A 17,464-nucleotide genomic window follows, 5' to 3' on the forward strand; every position below is an offset into this window, starting at 1 on the left:
AGATGAAAAATGAAAAATATCTCATAGAAAGTGTTGTAACTAAGGATTATACTACGCCTTATGCTCAAGAGGATACTTATAAACGTTTTATAGAGATTTGGTATTTAGGTAAAAAAGCAAATTTAGCTTATTACCAAGTAATGACTATAAAGTATCTATTTCCTGAAGAAAATACAATAAATACTTTATTGCGAAAAATAGCCTCTACTTTCAATTATTTAGAAGTAGGTATCAATGAAGAAAATAGAATAGCCAAAGTATTCAATCTTTCTGCTATTAAAATCAAATGGAAAAAGATACAACTATCTATTACTGCCAATCATAAAGGTTATGAAATAGAGAACTATTGCGCTTCTATTAATAACCTATTAGAGAATGAACAAGGTTTTATTACTTTCCTTAATCAAAATAATATGTTAGGATTACTTTTTAATGGACATCCCAAAGAGGAAGACAAAGTAATTCGCAATGGTGAAGACCTACTTGAATATAGAAATAGTATTCTTATAGAATCTATTGTAAATGAAATAAATAACAACACAAATTTAAAATACTCATTGTTATGGCTTGGTTCTTTGGAAATAAACAACAAAAATACATAGACAATTTAGAGAAGAATAATAAAAAGCGTCAAGAAAAGGAACGTGAAGAGGCTGAAATCATTACCATTGGTAAAGCAACTCCAGAACAACAAGAGGAACGAGCTTCTCAAGTTGTAGCTCAGCGTAACCAAAAAAGAATGGAAGCTATTGAGAAAGAACAAGAAAAGGAAGATAAAGCTCAAGAAGACCAACTTTTTGTTATTAATGGAGCCAAGGTGAAATTCGGTCCTCATATAGGAACATTTAAAGTGTTAAGTGACACCCCTACCATCCAAAGTAAAACTGTAGGTACTGAAATAGAAAAAAGTCCTGCAAACTTTTCTTTTATGGATGGATTTCAACTATTGTCTCTAACACAATGGCAAGATATTGGAACAGCCAAATACCAAGATAACTTAGCTCTTATTAAAAAATCTACCATTATGGGCACAGGCAAAATGCCCCCTGCCAATGCCCCTATTGAAAGTGGTAAAATAGAGTTCATAGATTCAGGACAAATAAATGTCCCTGAAAACATAGATACTATAGGGATGCCTATGCCAGAATATATCCCAACTCCTAAAGTGATTGATTTTTATTTAACAGATAAACATAATAATTGTTTAGAAGATGTTGATTATGGTACATTTGTATATTTACATATAAAAACAGTGGGGTATATAGGAGAAACAATATCTGTAGATATGAATAATGAAAAAGCAGATTACCTGCTCAATGGTGAAAGACTTGAAAAAGATGTACTCAAAGACCATTTAGTACAGAGTAACGAAGAAATCGTAGAATTAGAAGTTGTAGAACCTTTAAATTAATAGTTATGAACAAAACAACATTTACTTTAAAAACAAGCTTAGGAGAAACAAAAAAAACCTTTCTTGAGGTTAATGATTGTAATAAAAACCCAACTTCTCTAAGTGAAAAAATGGGGGATTGCAATTATTATATAGAACGTTTTAAGGACTTTATGGAAAGACATAAAAACTGTAAACATATGCCTCCTGTATATTATTTTGGTGAAATGAGAGAAATATCTTCTTGGTCTTTAATAAATGACACTAAGGAGTGGTGGACTCCTTCTCTTACAAAAGAAATGGAAGATATTAGTTTAAAAGTAGAAATATATGAAAAACAAGGAAATAAATATAAACCAATCCCATCTACTAGTTATGGTTTTAAATATTGTGTACGATTTTCGACGGTTTTATATTATAATTTAACTACTGAAGGGCAAGAATGGTTAATAAGAGCTAAAAATAGATTACAAAATTTGATGGAAGAAGGTGTTGTATTTCGAAGATATGTAGCAAAAAATGATGATACAATGGAACCTGATATTATAGAAAATAAATTTAATGATAACTTCTCTCTGTCTATTTGGGAAAAACTCACTTTGTCAGATAAAGAAAAAAAAGAAAAAATAAGAAAAAATATTTATAATTATTACTCAAATATAGAATTAGATAATGAACGATTTAAAGAATTTGCTTTTGCCACACACCCAGACGCATATAATCCAGAAGAGATGTCGAAACTTTCCGCACACGATTTATTAAAAATCATTTCAACTCCCGATGCAAAAGAATTTTTAGGTGCGGCTACTTGGAGACAAGTATTTATTATGGCTCAAAAATTGAATTATAAAGAAATAACAAAATCTACCTTAAGAAAAATTTTTAATGATATGATAAAAAAATTATGGATAAAACAGTAATACCTGTTATGAAAACTATCAAGGTTCCATCAATTCCCAAGTTCCCTAAATTTCCTAGAATTTAAAAAATGATCACTAGTGTCCACTAAAAAATGACATTAATAAAAATTAAATAATAGCGGTTCACTTGAATTATTTCATCCTTTGTCATTATCGAATATAGTGTTGTCAAAAAGTTCTCTCAAAAGAGTTTTATCAGTCAACGAGATACTGAGTCTCCTATCAGGTCACAAAGATTTTCATGATTACTAAGTTGACCAAACATTAGTGTAAGTAACTGATTCTAAAAGCTAAAGGACTTTATATACTTATCATCCTCATACTTACAAACTAGATAATTAAAATAATTTCTGTTAAAAAATGAGACTAACTGAGCGAAAATAAATTTATCTTGATGCACATGCAGACTCTTATGATGTTCTGCGAAGGTGTGAAATCAAATCCGTTGACTCAAAAATACTATATAACTAACTATATTTCAATTATTTCAAAGAAAAATTGTTAATTTTAATTGAACAGTAGTGAAAAATGATACAAAAAAATATTATTTACATACTTTTTATACTATTATGTCAATGTACAAACTCAATAAAGAAAGATATGAAATGGATTGCAATTACAGATATTTATGAAGAATTTGATATAAATTCTTATGATATAGAATTCGAAGAGTTCTATTTTGTAGATGAAAATACATTAATTTTATCAGGTTTTAAAGGGATAGGTACTCCTTCTAGGACAGGTATTATTTTTATATCAAAAGACTTAGGAGAAACATATCACAAAATAGAATTTGTTAATGAAAGTATTTATTTCATTTCAGTAACTAAAAAATATTGCTTAATTGAAACTGAGAAAACAGATAATCAAAGAAATGTTTATTTGTTAAATAATTCAAATTTGAAATATGAAAAAATAGGAGAATATGATGAATCTCTTTTCTCTTATGGAGTTTTTAATGGGAAAATCTTAGAATGTAAATCTTATGATATTTCTAAATTTACAGATATAGAGACACATAAAATGTATAATATACCTGAAAATTGGCAACATAAAAAATACCAATTACACTCAGATAATACATTATATTATGTGGAAAATAAGAACTTATACACTTACAATCTTCTTACCCAAAAGGAAGAAGTAAAAGTATTGTCTCAAAATTATGATATTTTGTTAGTGAAAAATGACGATATTTTTTTGGTGAAATTTAATTTTTTTAAAGATAAAGCTACTTTATATAATTTAGAAGAAAGAGAAATATATACTGAATCTGAAGAAGAAATAAAATACTATAAATATAAAGATTTTATATGTTATTACAAATCTTCCACTCCTTATATAACACTAAATTACTCTTTTGATAAAGGGAAAAATTGGTATTCTTATGAAGCTGATAATTTTTTTGCAGCTTCCCGTCCTGTTGCTTATTATAAAGACAGATATATCGTATTAAAAGGAGGAGTATATAGAAATTCTGAAAAAGACAAAGGAGGAGGAAGAATAATGGTCGGGGAGTTCTTGAAAGACTGATTTAACTAATAAAAAACTGCTAAACATCTTAAAATATTTAGCAGTTTTCTTCATTTATTCTTCTTTCCTTATTAAATGCGCTAATTCAGGGTCGTTTTCAATGCGGGTGAGCTCGTCGGTGATGAGTTGGATGATGTCGGTTTTTACTTGTTTGTAATTAGCTTGTATTTGTTGTTGCATTTGGTCTTCTCCGTTTTCGTCTTCAAAGGAGAGGATTTGAGGTATTTTCTGGTAGGCTTTGGTCTCGGCAGCTACTTTCTCATTATCTACTATAATCTGAGCGTGGAATATCTTCTGCTCGATACGCTCGTCAAAATTATCAGAAACAGCTCCTACAAACATCCCTTGAGTAAGATTGGATATTTTGCTGGCAGGAATCAAACTATCCAGTTGTGTAGATATGGAGGTAGAGGTGTCATTGCGGTTGATAGTAGTAGATTGCCTTTTCTGCAATACCTTTCCAAAACGTTCAGAAAGGGTTTTAGCAGTTTCCCCTACTACTTGTCCGCTAAAGATATTCCCTACAGTATTTTGTATCACCTTACTTTCCTTATCGCCATAATCACGAGTGAGCTGTGAGTAATCTTGGAAGCCTAAACAAACGGCTACTTTATTACTTCGGGCTGTGGCTATCAGGTTGTCTAACCCCCTGAAATAAATCGTAGGCAACTCGTCAATAATCACAGAGGATTTGAGCTGTCCTTTCTTGTTGATGAGCTTTACAATACGTGAATTGTACAAACCCAAAGCTGCCGAGTAAATGTTTTGTCTATCAGGATTATTGCCTACACAAAGGATTTTAGGCTCTTTAGGATTATTGATATCCAACGAAAAATCGTCACCTGTCATTACCCAATAGAGTTGAGGCGAAATCATTCGGGAGAGAGGAATTTTAGCACTGGCTATCTGTCCTTGTAATTGGTCTTGTGCACCTCCTTGCCAAGCATCCATAAAAGGCGATAGGTAATTCTCAAGTTCAGGATACGAGGTGAGAATGGTAAAGACATCAGCATAAGGCTTGTTCAATAGCTCGATGGCGTGTGGAAAGGTACAGTACTTACCCTCTTTGTAAATCTTCAAAAACCAAATGATAGCCGCTAAGAGAATGATAGGTGACTCCACAAAGAAATCACCTTGCTTTTGAATCCACGATCGGTTGAGATTGAGCATAATGGTATAAGCAGACTCGTAAGCATCGGAAATATCACTCATAAAGTTTGGGTTGATAGGGTTGCAACGATGACTGCGACGAGGATCATCAAAGTTTATCACATAGAACTTGGGCTTTACCTTGTACTTGTCTAAGTTTTTTAGTAGGTGATTATAGGCAATAGTAGAGAGATCATCAAACTTGAAGTCGTAGATGTACATTGCAAAACCTTTCTCAATCTGTTGTTTGATATAGTTGTTCACAATGGCATAAGACTTACCAGAACCAGGAGTCCCCAGCACTATGGTTGCCCGAAAGGGATTTACCACATTGATCCAGCCTTTGTTCCACTTCTTGCGGTAGTAGAACAAAGTAGGTAGATTCACAGAATACTCGTTTTTCATCAGTCGAGTTTCCTGCATAAACGACTCGTTTTCATTGTTAAAAATATCATCTAAAAGGTTATCTTTTAACAAGCGACTCATCCACGAACCTGCCATAAGGAGCGCTATGTAGCCCAAAGATAGGGTAAGGATATAAAAAAAGGCAACCACTGAAGCAGGAAGTCGCAAGTACAAAATCCAAAAGTTGCCAAAGTAGAGGGCTACTCCTACCCCCAGAGCGATGTAAATCTTTCGCCAAGTAATTTTGTCGTTTTTTACGCCTGTTGTTCCCAAACAGCTCAGGGCTAAGAGCAGGAGGGCAAAGCATTTGGTGTATAGCGGGTGAGAGAACAGTCCTGCTGTTCGTTGGAAGTTGGTCAGGATTCTATCTACTACGGCTAATATCCACTTTTCGCCTTGGAAAAAGCCATAACAATACCAATAGAGGTGCATTAGTACTATGAGAATACTTACGGCTCTCATAAACGCCATTATCTTGGCTAATGCTCTTAAATCATCATCGTTTTGCATATTTGTTTCTGTTTTTAGTGTTTATCAATATTTTATACTTAGCTGTGTCAGCTCAATAGCCACACCTAAGATTTGTTTTTCATTTTTCGCCGTTTGGCAGTAGCACGTTTCATTCTTCTGGTAAAATCCTCTTCTTCGTAATCTACCCCCTGATCATCCAAAGAGAAAAGAGTAAAGAAAGCATTTAAGGCTGAGTCCTTGCCAAAATCCTCTTGGTAATGTGTCCAAGAAGTGTCAGAGAAAGTATCCTCTTCAACAGTATTAGTATTGTCGTGATTTTTACTTGCATAAGGAGTTACAGCCGGCATATTTACCTGAGAGGTTAAAGCCGTAGCAGGCTCTTCTAACGATTTTAGCCACTGATGAAAAACATTGGCAGAAAACTCCTTCCCCAGCTGAGATCCATTATACACACATCGGCTGTTGTGGTCGATAAAGGTTACCCCGTACGTTCTCCCTTCTTTGTTTTCACGAAAGACAACCTCAATACCTTTAGCTTTTAGTTTTTGAACAAATTCACTTTTGCTATGAGCTGTTTCTTTGGCAAAGGTGATATGTGCCTTTAAGGAAGTGGTGTCTTGTCCTTTTAGGTATTCGTGTCCCTTTTGCAAGTGTTTTTCGATATAAGGTAAGCTCAGTGTTTTGCCGAGCTTGGAGGCTTTAAAAGGATGGCTCGCCTTATTGCCATTCTCATCCAATACCACATATACCAAGCCCTTTTTAGGAATACCTTGTAGTTCGCCTTCTACCTTTTCTACCGCTATGTTAAACTGATTGAGCAAGGCGTTAAATGCTCCTAACGAGGCAAAATGATAGTGTTTTAGCAATTGTTTTACAATATGTACCAACTCCTTTTTAAGGTCGTTTTGTCGGTAATCTAAGGGTATTAATTTAGACAAAGGCAAGAACTCATCATCTGTTAGCTGTGAATCATTGGTGATAGCAGGGATAAGTTGGTATTTCGTTTCCAACTCTCGGCATACTTTCATTGAGCGTATTTTTTCAAAAGTATCAGAGATTTTCTTGCCGTTTTCATCTATCCCCAGCGATACGATGTGAATATGTTTGCGCTCAATATCCGAATGTTTGTAAACCACAAAAGGTTGGTCGCCAAAGCCTATTCGCTGCATATAGTCAGTAGCCAACTTTACAAAGGTCTCATCACTCACCTTATCGTTAGGATCGGGATTGAGGGAGATGTGTAGGATAGGTTTTTCTGTCCTTATGTTGGCATAGAGATAAGGGGCAAAAGAACGAGATACTTCCGAAATGCCTACACTTCCTTGCAGAGGTTGTATCACTTTTTGAGCGTATAACACCTCTCCCTGCCCTTTAGATACCTTGTTGTGATTGTACAAAAGTACTCCTAACAGCTGTTCTCCTCGATGTATTTTTGCTATCATAAACTGCTGTTTTCTTCTTAAAAGCTACCTTAGTTTTTGCTCCATTTGCTGCGAAAGCTCTAATATTTGTTTGCAGATAGCAATCAATTGGGTAGTTTCTTTCTCCAATTTATAGAGGTAAGCAGCCGCTTTCTTCTCCGAAAAATTACGGTAGAGTATCTTTACAATCTGATTGTAATTGACCCCTACCGAACGAAATTGCACATAGAGTTCAGTGAGTTTGGTGTAATAATCTAAAGCAGATTTATCAATTTTCACCACTTTTATCTCTCGGTTAAAAAGCAAAGAGGTGATAAAATGCGCTTTGACTTTCATTCCTGATTGCTCGAAAAGCGAGAGAAACTGATTGTTTTCTTCTTCATTTAATCTAAAGACATATCTAAAAGAAGCAGGATTTATCTTTTTATTTCTACCTGTGGAGCGTTTGTGAGTTGTTTTCTGTAAGGTCATATAAATTCAGTGTTAGTAAAAAAACACGACTTCGGAGTGCGTTTTAAGCTCCCTGCAAGGGCAAGTGGTTTTGAGGTGCCTACACGCCTAATGCGTGCCTCAAAACACAACTTGCTCTGTTCGGGTGAACAGAAAATTCTCCCTAACGGTCGAATTTTAATTAGCCATAAAGAGAGAAATTAACACTACGAGCGGGTAAAGTGATTTCAGGGTGCAAAACAAGTGATTTCTTAGCAAAGGATTTGTATGTAACATAAAGCCAATCACTTCCTTACAAAGCCATTTACAACCCTACATAAGGCTATATGTATATTTGTATGTTCCTTTGCACCCGCATACCAAAGCAAGTATGTACGAAAGTAAAAATGTAATTAGGTAGCTATGTAGCTACAAAGCTACAAAGCTATAAAGCTACAGAAGTATGTACATACGTAAGTAATTAGATAATTAGTCAATTACTTATGTGAGTAAATACTTACTTATAGAGGCAGTTAGATAATTGGCTAATTACAGATAGTTGTATTTGAATAGCTATGCACTTATATACTCACTGAATTACAAACATATTTAAACACATATATATGACATCAACGACAAAATTCATTAGCTTTTCTACCCAGAAAGGAGGGGTAGGAAAAAGCACTTTTACTACCTTAGTAGCCAGCTTGCTACACTACCGAATGGGCTACAATGTAGCAGTGATGGATTGTGATTATCCACAATACAGCCTACACCGAATGCGAGAGCAAGACCTCAAAACAGTGATGAACAACGAGCATTTTAAGAAAGCTGCTCATAGACAGTTCAGTGAGCTGAACAAAAAGGCATATCCCATAATACAATGTAAACCTAATGAAGCCCTTGAAAAGGCACAACAACTCATCGCAGAGACACCTTTCCCTATAGAGGTTATACTTTTTGATATGCCAGGGACAGTAAACACCGCAGGAATATTGACCCTGTTGGCTCAAATGCATCACATTTTCTCACCTATCACTGCCGATAGAGTGGTAATTGAAAGTACTTTGAGTTTTACTGAGGTACTTTCCAATATCATCGCTAAGAATACCGAAAGTACCATTAAAAGCGTGCATTTGTTTTGGAATCAGGTAGATGGGAGAGAAAAATCGCCTTTGTATAAGATATACGAGCAGGTGATCGCTGATTTAGGTTTGAACCTAATGCAAGCCTACATCTCTGATAGCAAGCGTTTCCGAAAAGATGGCACAGAAAACCAACGGTTGGTATTCCGTTCTACCTTAATGCCTGCTGATGAGAAGCTGATGAGCGGTTGCCATTTGGACGACTTTATTGATGAGTTGGTACAGATTATTCAATAAACCCTAAAGATATGAAGACAGTAAAACCTATAGACGAAAACGAACTAATGGAGCTAATGGCAGGCAAGCAACCCACGCCTGCCCCTGCCATTGCTACGGCTCCGATAGAGACAGAGAAAACACCTCAGAAACCAGCTCCTACCAAAAAGAAAAAGGCAGAACTCTATGAGTATGAAAGTTATTTTTTTGAGCAAGGAGAGACTTCAGCAAGGGAAGGAAAATCGGTGTATATACGCCCAGAGTTTCACCAGCGAATAGCCCGCATTGTACAAGTGATAGGAGAAGACAAGATCAGTCTGTACAACTATTTGGACAATGTGCTTAAAGCGCATTTCGAGCAGTACCAAGAGGAAATCACACAGAGTTTTGAACAGAAATACAAACCTATATTTTAACAATGGAAAAAATTATCATTTTACTACTTATCGTGGTGATTTTGTTGTTGCTATCAGACAAAATGCCTATAACACATTCTAAAAAGAGAGCTCCCAAACCTAAAGCTACTCCTATACCCAAAACAGCTCCTTCAACTTCGGTAATGGGGGAAAGCAGGTTTGTGCCTCCTGCAAAGGTAGCTACGACAACTATCCCCTTAACAGAAAAAGAGCAACAGGATATTCTGACAGAATGGGAAGAGGAACCTACCATAGACCTTGAAGATGAAGAAGAGGATTTACGCAGCTATCGAACAGAGGAAGAGGACAATGATTTTGCTACGGGGCTTTCGTTTGAGGACTTGGAAAAGGTAGCTACTTTCCTCTCTGAGGACAAAGAAGAGGTTACCACCGAGAACATAGAGCTACTGCAAAAAGTAAAGGGTACTAGCCTGTTAGAAGCTATAGAAAAAGCCTTACCCCAAGCGACTCTTAAAGTGAGTGCGCTCTTGGAGAAGGCGTTGCCTAAAACTGTAGAGAGTAAAACGGAGTTTGATATTAGGGAATTTGTGTGAGGGTAGCTATGTCGCACAGAATTTCATCTGCTATGGCAAAGGCAGGTTGTTCAGTATATTACTCTAAATATTAACCAATATTTTTCAGGCTTCTATTATCTTTTGTATAATATTGTCCTACAACATATTTACTTTGTTTAAGTTCTTCTGTAATGTATGAAGTAGTATAAATAATTTGAGAATTTTGTCCTTTATCTAATTCATTGACACGTTTTATAAGAATTCTTTGCAAATTTTGAGCTCTTTCAAGCTCAATTCCTTTATCTTCCATATTATCAGCAAAAATAAAGCGAGGAAAACGCATATTTAGAACACGTAATGAAGCTAAGAATATAGCAAAACGAGCAGCTACTTTTAAATAGAAATTAGAACTTGCCGAAAATTTCTGATATTGCTTATACCTTTCTGAATTATCTGTTTTTAGGTATACTATATTATTAGAAAAGTTGATTACTAAATCTCTTGGTTCTGCATCGGTAAACTCTTTCTGTCTTTCTAAATCATTGTTAAGCAGGAAAACTCCCTCTTCTTGTATTACACTCAATATCTTCTTTTTATTTTCTTCTTGTTCTTTTATAATACCTGAAATTATATTTTTTAAGTTGTATATTTTTTTTTCTAAGAATTGCATCTCGTCAATTAAAGTTTCATATTTTAATGCTTGTTCTAACATTGTTTGGAGTTGTGTTATTTTTCCTTCTATAATTCCTATTTGATAATTTAAGGAGTCTAACTCTTCTAATTCAAAAGGTATTACATTTACTATTGAGTTATTTACTTTTCTTTGTAAATTTTCCACAACTTCCTTCTTGTTTTGCAACAAAATTCGCTTTTCTTCTAGTCTTTCATTTTTTAAATTAAGTAATTTTTTAGATTCTTCTATTTGAAATTTTATTTCTAATTGCATTCTTTTGGCTTGAGTAATTCCCAAAGTATCATCAATTTCTTGCTTACACAACTTACATCTATTTTCCTCTATAACACTCTCTAGTTTACTTAAACATTCAGGACAATAATCAATTGGAATACTTCCTAAAAATTCTCTCGTTTTTATAGAATTTTTTAAGGCTCTGTATTTATTATTTAGTACCTCTATAAAGTATTCAGAATCTACAATTTCATTTTGTAAAACTGTAATTTCATTTTGTAGTTTTATGAGATTCTCTCTTTCTTGTGCAGTTTCTTGTTGTAGTTTTTGAAATTCTAATTGTTTTTCACTATCAAACTCTACAACTTGCACACCTTTTCTAACTTCAATAATTTTGTTCTTTATTTCTGATATTTGCTTTTTATTATTATCTATTTGAGTTTCTATATGTTCTTTACTGAGAGAAAAAGCATCAGGAAAAAAGTTTTTAGTAATTTTAATTTCACTCTTTAATTCTTCTAATCTTTTTTCTGAATCTTGTAAACTCAACTTGTGAGTATATAAATCTTGGTTATACACCCCTAAAAGTAAGTCAGCTATAGCCTCTCTCGTAGACTGACTATCAAATTGTTCATAGTAAAATAAAGACCCTGTCGGCGACTCTTGGTCAATATATAAAAGTCTTAATATTTGATGTATAGAAATATTATTTTCTTCCTTAACTTCTGGAATATCTAATAGCTCAAAAAGAACATTTGAAAAACTCTTCTTTTTTAAAGTTGTATTGTACGGATATTTCTGCCAATATTTGTTTGACGGAGGATTCTGACTTTCTTCAAAATCTCCAAGGAATAAGTGCATTGCAACTCGTGAGTTTATATTATTTCTTTCATTAATTTCAATATATCTTTTTATAGTAAAAATAAGTCCATTCGCTTCTACTTCTGCATAAACTACTTGACATTCTTTTGCTTCAGGAACAAAATCCTTAAAATCTCCTCCTAAAACAAAGAAAATAAAATGTGTTATAGTAGATTTTCCACTACTATTATCCCCACAGATGATATTAATTCCTTTATGAAAAGTCTCGTCATAGGCTATGTTTCTCTCATTGGTGTATATTACCAATCTTCTCAAGAATAGGTTATTCATCATACTTACTTTCCATTAAATTGCTTCTTTTTTTTAATCCATCATTCCCTATTAAAGATATATTTCTAAAAAATGATGTCATAATGGTTATTATATTTTTTTCTCTATCCGATAAATCTCCTACAGATTGTATATATCCTTTTAGTAAGTCAAAAGAATTAATTTTAACTTCTTCTTTAAACAGATATTCCTTATCAATTATATTATAAGAAGCTAAACAATTCAATGCGGATAATTGATATGGTTTTATTTTTTCTAAAGTTTTTCTTTGGTCATAAATTTGTTGATATGGATTGTTCTTTTTTATATTGAGCTTTTTTAATAATTGGTTATATTCTTTTTTATTTCTTATGGGTTTTATATTAAAAATCTCATTTGTAAATAGTAAATAATAATCCCAAATTCTGATTCTATCAATTTCAATAACTTCATCATCACTTACTTTATTTAATAGATGTAATATCCTAAAAATAGTGTGATATAAATCAAAAGCGTTGTTATAAAGTATCATAATTTTTCCAATTTAAGTGACACTTACCTGTTAAAAAATAAACCATACCAAAAATATCATTAGCATTGTAATCTAAGTAATTATCTTCAGCTCCTTCTTTATTTAATATTTCTAAGATAGGTTGTATGACCTTTTCATTCAATATTTCCAAAATATATTTTTTAGATTGATTTTCAAGAATTAAAGGATATACATAGGTATAAAAACCATTATCTATTATTGAAAATATTTCTACATCTATTTTTTGTTGAGCAAGAAACATTTCATCTTTAACAACTCTTTTGGCATATTTCTCTTTAAGACGAAGAGCACGATTAATTTCAGTTTCATTAAACTTGCCATCACTTAACTTTTTCTCTAAACCTATGCCATCTTTAATAGTATTATATTCTTCAAAATCATCAATAAAGGTAGCATATCTTTCATCATTTTCAACTTGTCGCTTTAATTCTTCAAAACGCTTTTGCCACCTTGTTTTTGGACTGATATTCAGATTTTCTACATTCGTTATATTGGTCTGCTGATCTACAGAATTATTATTTATATTTTGAGTTGTCATAAGTTGATAGTACCGTTTACATTACTTATGTTGACTAGCTTTCCTATCGTTGCTCCTTCATTGTTTATATTTTGAGTAAAATTAGAATTGTTAGACTTAAGCAAACATTCTACTTTTCCTCTTAAAATAGAGTCTTCTTCTAAAATTTCCGATAAAACTTGTCTCAAATTTTCTTCTTCAATTTTATCATTAACCTGAATTTTTTTATTTTCAAAGGGCTTTTTTAAAAGATTCCATAGATCTTCTCCCATTTTTCCAATAATTCCATCTCCAACCTTATTAAAAAAAGGCAAGATAAGAGGTGTTACTATAGATACAAGTGCTGATATTTCCATTATATATATTTTTTTTGCAAATGTACATCAAATATTTAAAATATACAAGAAATATTTAAGACTTTCTTTTTCAGAGCCATTCCCTGCCATTTTCAGCCACTTGCTACCACACTTGCTTCCTGCTCTTTATCTTCCTTTACTTTTGCACCAAATTTTAAAATAACAGATTATCAATGAAGCGAAAATCAATTCTAAAACGACTCCTTCTACTGACAATGATAGGAGTTACACAATTTTCCATTGCTCAGGGCAATGGTGTAGGAGGTATCAACGAAGCTACCCGTATGGTTACCTCGTATTTCGACCCAGCTACCAAGCTCATCTATGCCATAGGGGCTGTGGTGGGACTCATCGGTGGGGTGAAGGTGTATAACAAGTTTAGTAGTGGCGACCCCGATACCAGCAAAACGGCTGCCAGTTGGTTTGGGGCTTGTATCTTCCTAATTGTAGCGGCTACCATCTTGCGTTCGTTCTTCTTATAGATTATGGAGACAAAAAATAGCTATTCTATCAACAAAGGCATCGGCAGAAGTGTAGAGTTCAAAGGACTCAAAGCGCAGTACCTCTTCATCTTTGCAGGGGGACTGCTCTCGGTGCTCATCTTGGTGATGATCCTCTACACGGTAGGGGTCAATTCTTTTGTATGCTTGGGGGTAGGCGTTAGTATGGTCAGCCTTGTGGTTTGGCAGACTTTTTCACTAAACCAGAAATACGGTGAACACGGCCTGATGAAACAAGCAGCTCGCAAACGCCACCCCAAATACCTACGTCACCAAAGATCACCACGCCAATTTATTCGTTACCCCAAACCTAAAACAACCCTCAATGAGAAATAGTTCTAAAATCAACACCTTAGAGAGTAAGTTTCCTATTCTTGCCATAGAACAAGACTGCTTACTCACCAAAGAAGCCGACATCAGTATAGGCTTTGAGGTACAGCTCCCAGAGCTCTTTACCATTTCGGGTGAGGACTATGAGATACTCCACTCACTTTGGCATAAGGCTATCAAAGTATTGCCACAGTATACCGTTATCCACAAACAGGACTGGTTTATCAAGGAACAATACGAACCTGAACTGCAAGGTGAGAACCTGAGTTTTCTCTCTCATTCGTACGAAAAGCATTTTAACGAACGTCCGTTCTTAAATCACAGATGCTATCTGTTTATCACCCAAACCACCAAAAACCGAATGAGAGCCCAAAGCAACTTTTCCTCCCTTTGCAAAGGAAACTTCTTGCCTAAGGAGCTCACTAACCGAGAACACGCCACTCAATTTTTGGAAGCCTTAGCACAGCTAGAGCGTATTTTAAACGACTCTAACCTGATAAAGCTCCGTCAGCTAAAAACAGAGGACTATATAGGCACTCCTCACAAAAAGGGACTCTTTGAACAATATCTCAGTCTTTCCACTAATGAGAAAGAGAGTCTGCAAGATATATGCCTCTCTGCCGAGCAAATGCGCATTGGTAACCAAAGACTCTGTGTGCATACCTTATCAGATACAGAAGACTTGCCTTCTAAGGTACAAGCCGATAGCCGTTACGAGCGACTCTCTACCGATAAGAGCGATTGCCGTTTGTCGTTTGCAGCCCCTGTGGGCTTGCTACTGAGTTGTAACCATATCTATAACCAATACCTATTCTTGGACAATTCCGATGAGAACCTCAGACAGTTTGAGAAATCAGCACGCAATATGCACTCGCTTTCAAGATACAGCCGTAGCAACCAAATCAACAAAGAGTGGATCGAGCAATACCTCAATGAGGCACACTCTTACGGACTTTCCTCTATCAGAGCGCACTTTAATGTGATGGCGTGGTCGGACAACCCACAAGAGCTTAGGAGCATTAAAAACGATGTGGGGAGTGCTTTAGCGTCAATGGAGTGCAAGCCTCGCCATAACACCATTGATACGGCAACTCTCTATTGGGCAGGTATAGCTGGCAATGCAGCCGACTTTCCCAGTGAAGAGACTTTCTATACTTTTATAGAGCCCGCTTTGTGCTTTTTCACTCAGGAGACCAACTATCAAAGTTCTTCCAGTCCTTTCGGCATTAAGATGGCCGACAGGCTCACAGGCAAGCCTATCCATTTGGATATCTCCGATGAACCTATGAAGAAAGGGATTATCACCAACCGCAATAAGTTCGTCTTAGGACCTTCGGGTAGTGGCAAATCCTTTTTCACGAACCACTTAGTGAGGCAATATTACGAACAAGGAACACATATCGTTTTAGTAGATACAGGGAACTCCTACCAAGGAGTCTGTGAGCTTATTCACCATAAGACCAAAGGAAAGGATGGGATTTACTTTACTTATACCGAGGACAATCCCATTGCTTTTAACCCTTTCTACACTGATGATGGGGTGTTCGACATCGAAAAGCGAGAGAGTATCAAAACACTGATACTCACCCTTTGGAAGCGAGACAATGAGCCTCCTACACGTGCGGAAGAGGTAGCCCTTTCCAATGCAGTGAACCTTTACCTGCAATTGGTAAAAGACAATCCCTCGCACACACCTTCTTTCAATGGCTTTTACGAGTATATCAAGAATGACTACCGAGCTATACTACAAGAGAAGCAGGTAAGAGAAAAGGACTTTGACTTGGCTAACTTCCTCAACGTGTTAGAGCCTTATTACAAAGGAGGTGAATACGACTATCTGCTCAATTCTGACAAGGAGTTAGACCTGCTCTCCAAACGCTTTATCGTCTTTGAAATTGATGCGATTAAAGACCATCCCATACTCTTTCCTGTGGTTACTATCATCATTATGGAGGTGTTTATCAACAAGATGAGACGTCTGAAGGGTATCCGCAAGATGATTCTCATCGAAGAAGCGTGGAAAGCGATTGCCAAAGAAGGAATGGCGGAGTACATCAAGTACCTATTCAAAACCGTGCGTAAGTTCTTTGGAGAGGCAGTGATTGTAACCCAAGAGGTAGATGATATCATCCATTCACCTATCGTGAAGGAATCTATCATCAACAACTCCGATTGCAAGATATTGCTTGACCAGCGTAAGTATATGAACAAGTTCGATGCTATCCAAGCGATGTTGGGGCTTACCGAGAAAGAGAAGTCGCAAATCCTATCTATCAATCTCTCCAACGACTCTCGTCGCAAATACAAAGAAGTGTGGATAGGCTTAGGAGGCACACACTCTGCGGTGTATGCTACAGAGGTAAGCCGAGAAGAATACTTCGCCTACACCACTGAAGAGAGCGAAAAACACCAAGTGATGGAACTCTCCGAGAAGTTAGACGGCAATTTGGAAAAAGCCATCGTACAAATGGCTAATGGACTGTAATAAACTAATAATCATACGTAAATCATAATAATTAAAGCCAATGAAGAAAATGTTATTAACGGGGCTTTTTGCTATAGCTATGCTGGCAAGCTCCAAACTAAGCGCACAATGGGTAGTAACTGACCCGACTAATTTTGCTCAGAGCATTATCAACACTACCCAGCAGATAGTGCAAACCTCCTCAACAGCTAAGAATATGCTCAACAACTTCCGAGAGGTGGAAAAGCTCTACAACCAAGGCAAGGAGTATTACGATGCTCTGAAAAAGGTAAATAACTTGGTAAAAGATGCCCGCAAGGTACAAGAAACAGTGTTACTGGTGGGCGACATCTCCAAGATGTATGTAACCAACTTCAAGAAGATGAGCCAAGACCCTAACTTCTCCTCTCAAGAGTTGTCGGCTATTGCCAATGGCTACTCCAAGCTCTTGGGCGAAAGTTCTAAGCTGCTCAAAGACCTGCGACAAATTGTCAATAGTTCCTCACTCTCTATGAACGACAAAGAGCGTATGGATATTATCGACAAGGTGCATAAGGAAGTGAAAGAGTACTATAACTTAGTACGCTACTACACCCAGAAGAACATCTCGGTAAGCTATCTACGAGCTAAGAAGCAAAACGATGCGCAAAAGGTACTCTCACTCTATGGAACAGAACTCAAATACTGGTAAAAGAC

The 17,464-nt window shown here is 35.5% G+C and carries 19 protein-coding genes; 11 read left to right on the forward strand and 8 right to left on the reverse strand.

Features of this window, described 5'->3' with window-relative positions:
- Positions 1-2 precede the first annotated feature (2 nt).
- Genes HW278_RS05895 through HW278_RS05905 form a run of 3 tightly spaced genes read left to right on the forward strand, consistent with a single transcriptional unit; the run spans position 3 to position 2,310 of the window.
- Complete coding sequence (locus HW278_RS05895; protein WP_178977228.1) at positions 3-602, forward strand: hypothetical protein; 600 nt, start codon at positions 3-5, stop codon at positions 600-602.
- Positions 563-1,411, forward strand: coding sequence for a hypothetical protein (locus HW278_RS05900; RefSeq protein WP_178977229.1), 849 nt, complete (start codon positions 563-565; stop codon positions 1,409-1,411). The genes HW278_RS05895 and HW278_RS05900 overlap by 40 nt, the downstream gene beginning before the upstream one ends.
- 5 nt (positions 1,412-1,416) lie before the next feature.
- Entirely contained in the window at positions 1,417-2,310 is an 894-nt protein-coding gene (locus tag HW278_RS05905) for a hypothetical protein (protein ID WP_178977230.1), read from the forward strand.
- Positions 2,311-2,593: 283 nt separating this feature from the next.
- On the opposite strand, the gene HW278_RS12890 is transcribed toward HW278_RS05905, so the two are convergent.
- On the reverse strand, positions 2,594-2,710 hold the full coding sequence (locus HW278_RS12890) for a DUF4372 domain-containing protein (protein WP_178977231.1): 117 nt from the start codon (positions 2,708-2,710) through the stop codon (positions 2,594-2,596).
- Positions 2,711-2,910: 200 nt separating this feature from the next.
- Here HW278_RS12890 and HW278_RS05915 point away from each other — a divergent pair, with 200 nt between their 5' ends.
- On the forward strand, positions 2,911-3,843 hold the full coding sequence (locus tag HW278_RS05915) for a hypothetical protein (protein ID WP_178977232.1): 933 nt from the start codon (positions 2,911-2,913) through the stop codon (positions 3,841-3,843).
- Positions 3,844-3,897: 54 nt separating this feature from the next.
- On the opposite strand, the gene mobC is transcribed toward HW278_RS05915, so the two are convergent.
- The 3 genes from mobC to mobA form a co-directional block, all read right to left on the reverse strand.
- Positions 3,898-5,907 carry a conjugal transfer protein MobC gene (mobC, locus tag HW278_RS05920; protein ID WP_178977233.1) on the reverse strand — a complete coding sequence of 670 codons (2,010 nt, stop codon included), beginning with the start codon at positions 5,905-5,907 and terminating at the stop codon, positions 3,898-3,900.
- Positions 5,908-5,972: 65 nt separating this feature from the next.
- Positions 5,973-7,310, reverse strand: coding sequence for a conjugal transfer protein MobB (mobB, locus tag HW278_RS05925; RefSeq protein ID WP_178977234.1), 1,338 nt, complete (start codon positions 7,308-7,310; stop codon positions 5,973-5,975).
- Between the two features lie 24 nt (positions 7,311-7,334).
- Complete coding sequence (gene mobA / locus HW278_RS05930; RefSeq protein ID WP_178977235.1) at positions 7,335-7,760, reverse strand: conjugal transfer protein MobA; 426 nt, start codon at positions 7,758-7,760, stop codon at positions 7,335-7,337.
- Positions 7,761-8,341: 581 nt separating this feature from the next.
- Here mobA and HW278_RS05935 point away from each other — a divergent pair.
- Genes HW278_RS05935 through HW278_RS05945 form a run of 3 tightly spaced genes read left to right on the forward strand, consistent with a single transcriptional unit; the run spans position 8,342 to position 10,049 of the window.
- A complete protein-coding gene (locus HW278_RS05935) occupies positions 8,342-9,100 on the forward strand; it encodes a ParA family protein (protein ID WP_107782025.1) in 759 nt (252 codons plus the stop codon).
- 11 nt (positions 9,101-9,111) lie between these two features.
- Positions 9,112-9,495 (forward strand): DUF3408 domain-containing protein, encoded by a 384-nt coding sequence (locus HW278_RS05940; protein ID WP_178977236.1) that lies wholly within the window; start codon positions 9,112-9,114, stop codon positions 9,493-9,495.
- 2 nt (positions 9,496-9,497) lie between these two features.
- Positions 9,498-10,049, forward strand: a complete 552-nt coding sequence (locus tag HW278_RS05945) for a hypothetical protein (protein WP_178977237.1) — start codon at positions 9,498-9,500, stop codon at positions 10,047-10,049.
- A 70-nt stretch (positions 10,050-10,119) separates the two neighbouring features.
- Here HW278_RS05945 and HW278_RS05950 read toward each other — a convergent pair whose 3' ends face one another.
- From HW278_RS05950 to HW278_RS05965, 4 genes are read right to left on the reverse strand one after another with little or no spacing between them, the layout of a single operon-like run.
- A complete protein-coding gene (locus tag HW278_RS05950; RefSeq protein WP_178977238.1) occupies positions 10,120-12,072 on the reverse strand; it encodes an AAA family ATPase in 1,953 nt (650 codons plus the stop codon).
- On the reverse strand, positions 12,062-12,580 hold the full coding sequence (locus tag HW278_RS05955) for an ABC-three component system middle component 5 (protein ID WP_178977239.1): 519 nt from the start codon (positions 12,578-12,580) through the stop codon (positions 12,062-12,064). The genes HW278_RS05950 and HW278_RS05955 overlap by 11 nt, the downstream gene beginning before the upstream one ends.
- Positions 12,567-13,139 carry an ABC-three component system protein gene (locus tag HW278_RS05960; RefSeq protein WP_178977240.1) on the reverse strand — a complete coding sequence of 191 codons (573 nt, stop codon included), beginning with the start codon at positions 13,137-13,139 and terminating at the stop codon, positions 12,567-12,569. Before HW278_RS05960 ends, HW278_RS05955 begins: the two co-directional genes overlap by 14 nt.
- Positions 13,136-13,474, reverse strand: coding sequence for a hypothetical protein (locus HW278_RS05965; RefSeq protein ID WP_178977241.1), 339 nt, complete (start codon positions 13,472-13,474; stop codon positions 13,136-13,138). Before HW278_RS05965 ends, HW278_RS05960 begins: the two co-directional genes overlap by 4 nt.
- A 215-nt stretch (positions 13,475-13,689) precedes the next feature.
- On the opposite strand from HW278_RS05965, the gene HW278_RS05970 reads away from it, so the two are divergent.
- From HW278_RS05970 to HW278_RS05985, 4 genes are read left to right on the forward strand one after another with little or no spacing between them, the layout of a single operon-like run.
- A complete protein-coding gene (locus HW278_RS05970) occupies positions 13,690-13,956 on the forward strand; it encodes a DUF4134 domain-containing protein (RefSeq protein ID WP_074698907.1) in 267 nt (88 codons plus the stop codon).
- A gap of 3 nt (positions 13,957-13,959) precedes the next feature.
- Positions 13,960-14,310: a DUF4133 domain-containing protein gene (locus tag HW278_RS05975; protein WP_009750754.1), complete on the forward strand. Its 351-nt coding sequence runs from the start codon at positions 13,960-13,962 to the stop codon at positions 14,308-14,310.
- Positions 14,300-16,789, forward strand: a complete 2,490-nt coding sequence (locus HW278_RS05980) for a TraG family conjugative transposon ATPase (RefSeq protein ID WP_178977242.1) — start codon at positions 14,300-14,302, stop codon at positions 16,787-16,789. The genes HW278_RS05975 and HW278_RS05980 overlap by 11 nt, the downstream gene beginning before the upstream one ends.
- Positions 16,790-16,829: 40 nt before the next feature.
- Positions 16,830-17,459, forward strand: coding sequence for a DUF4141 domain-containing protein (locus HW278_RS05985; RefSeq protein WP_178977243.1), 630 nt, complete (start codon positions 16,830-16,832; stop codon positions 17,457-17,459).
- Positions 17,460-17,464: the final 5 nt, after the last annotated feature.

The sequence above is a fragment of the Capnocytophaga sp. oral taxon 902 genome (genome assembly GCF_013394735.1).
Classification (GTDB): Bacteria; Bacteroidota; Bacteroidia; order Flavobacteriales; family Flavobacteriaceae; genus Capnocytophaga; species Capnocytophaga ochracea.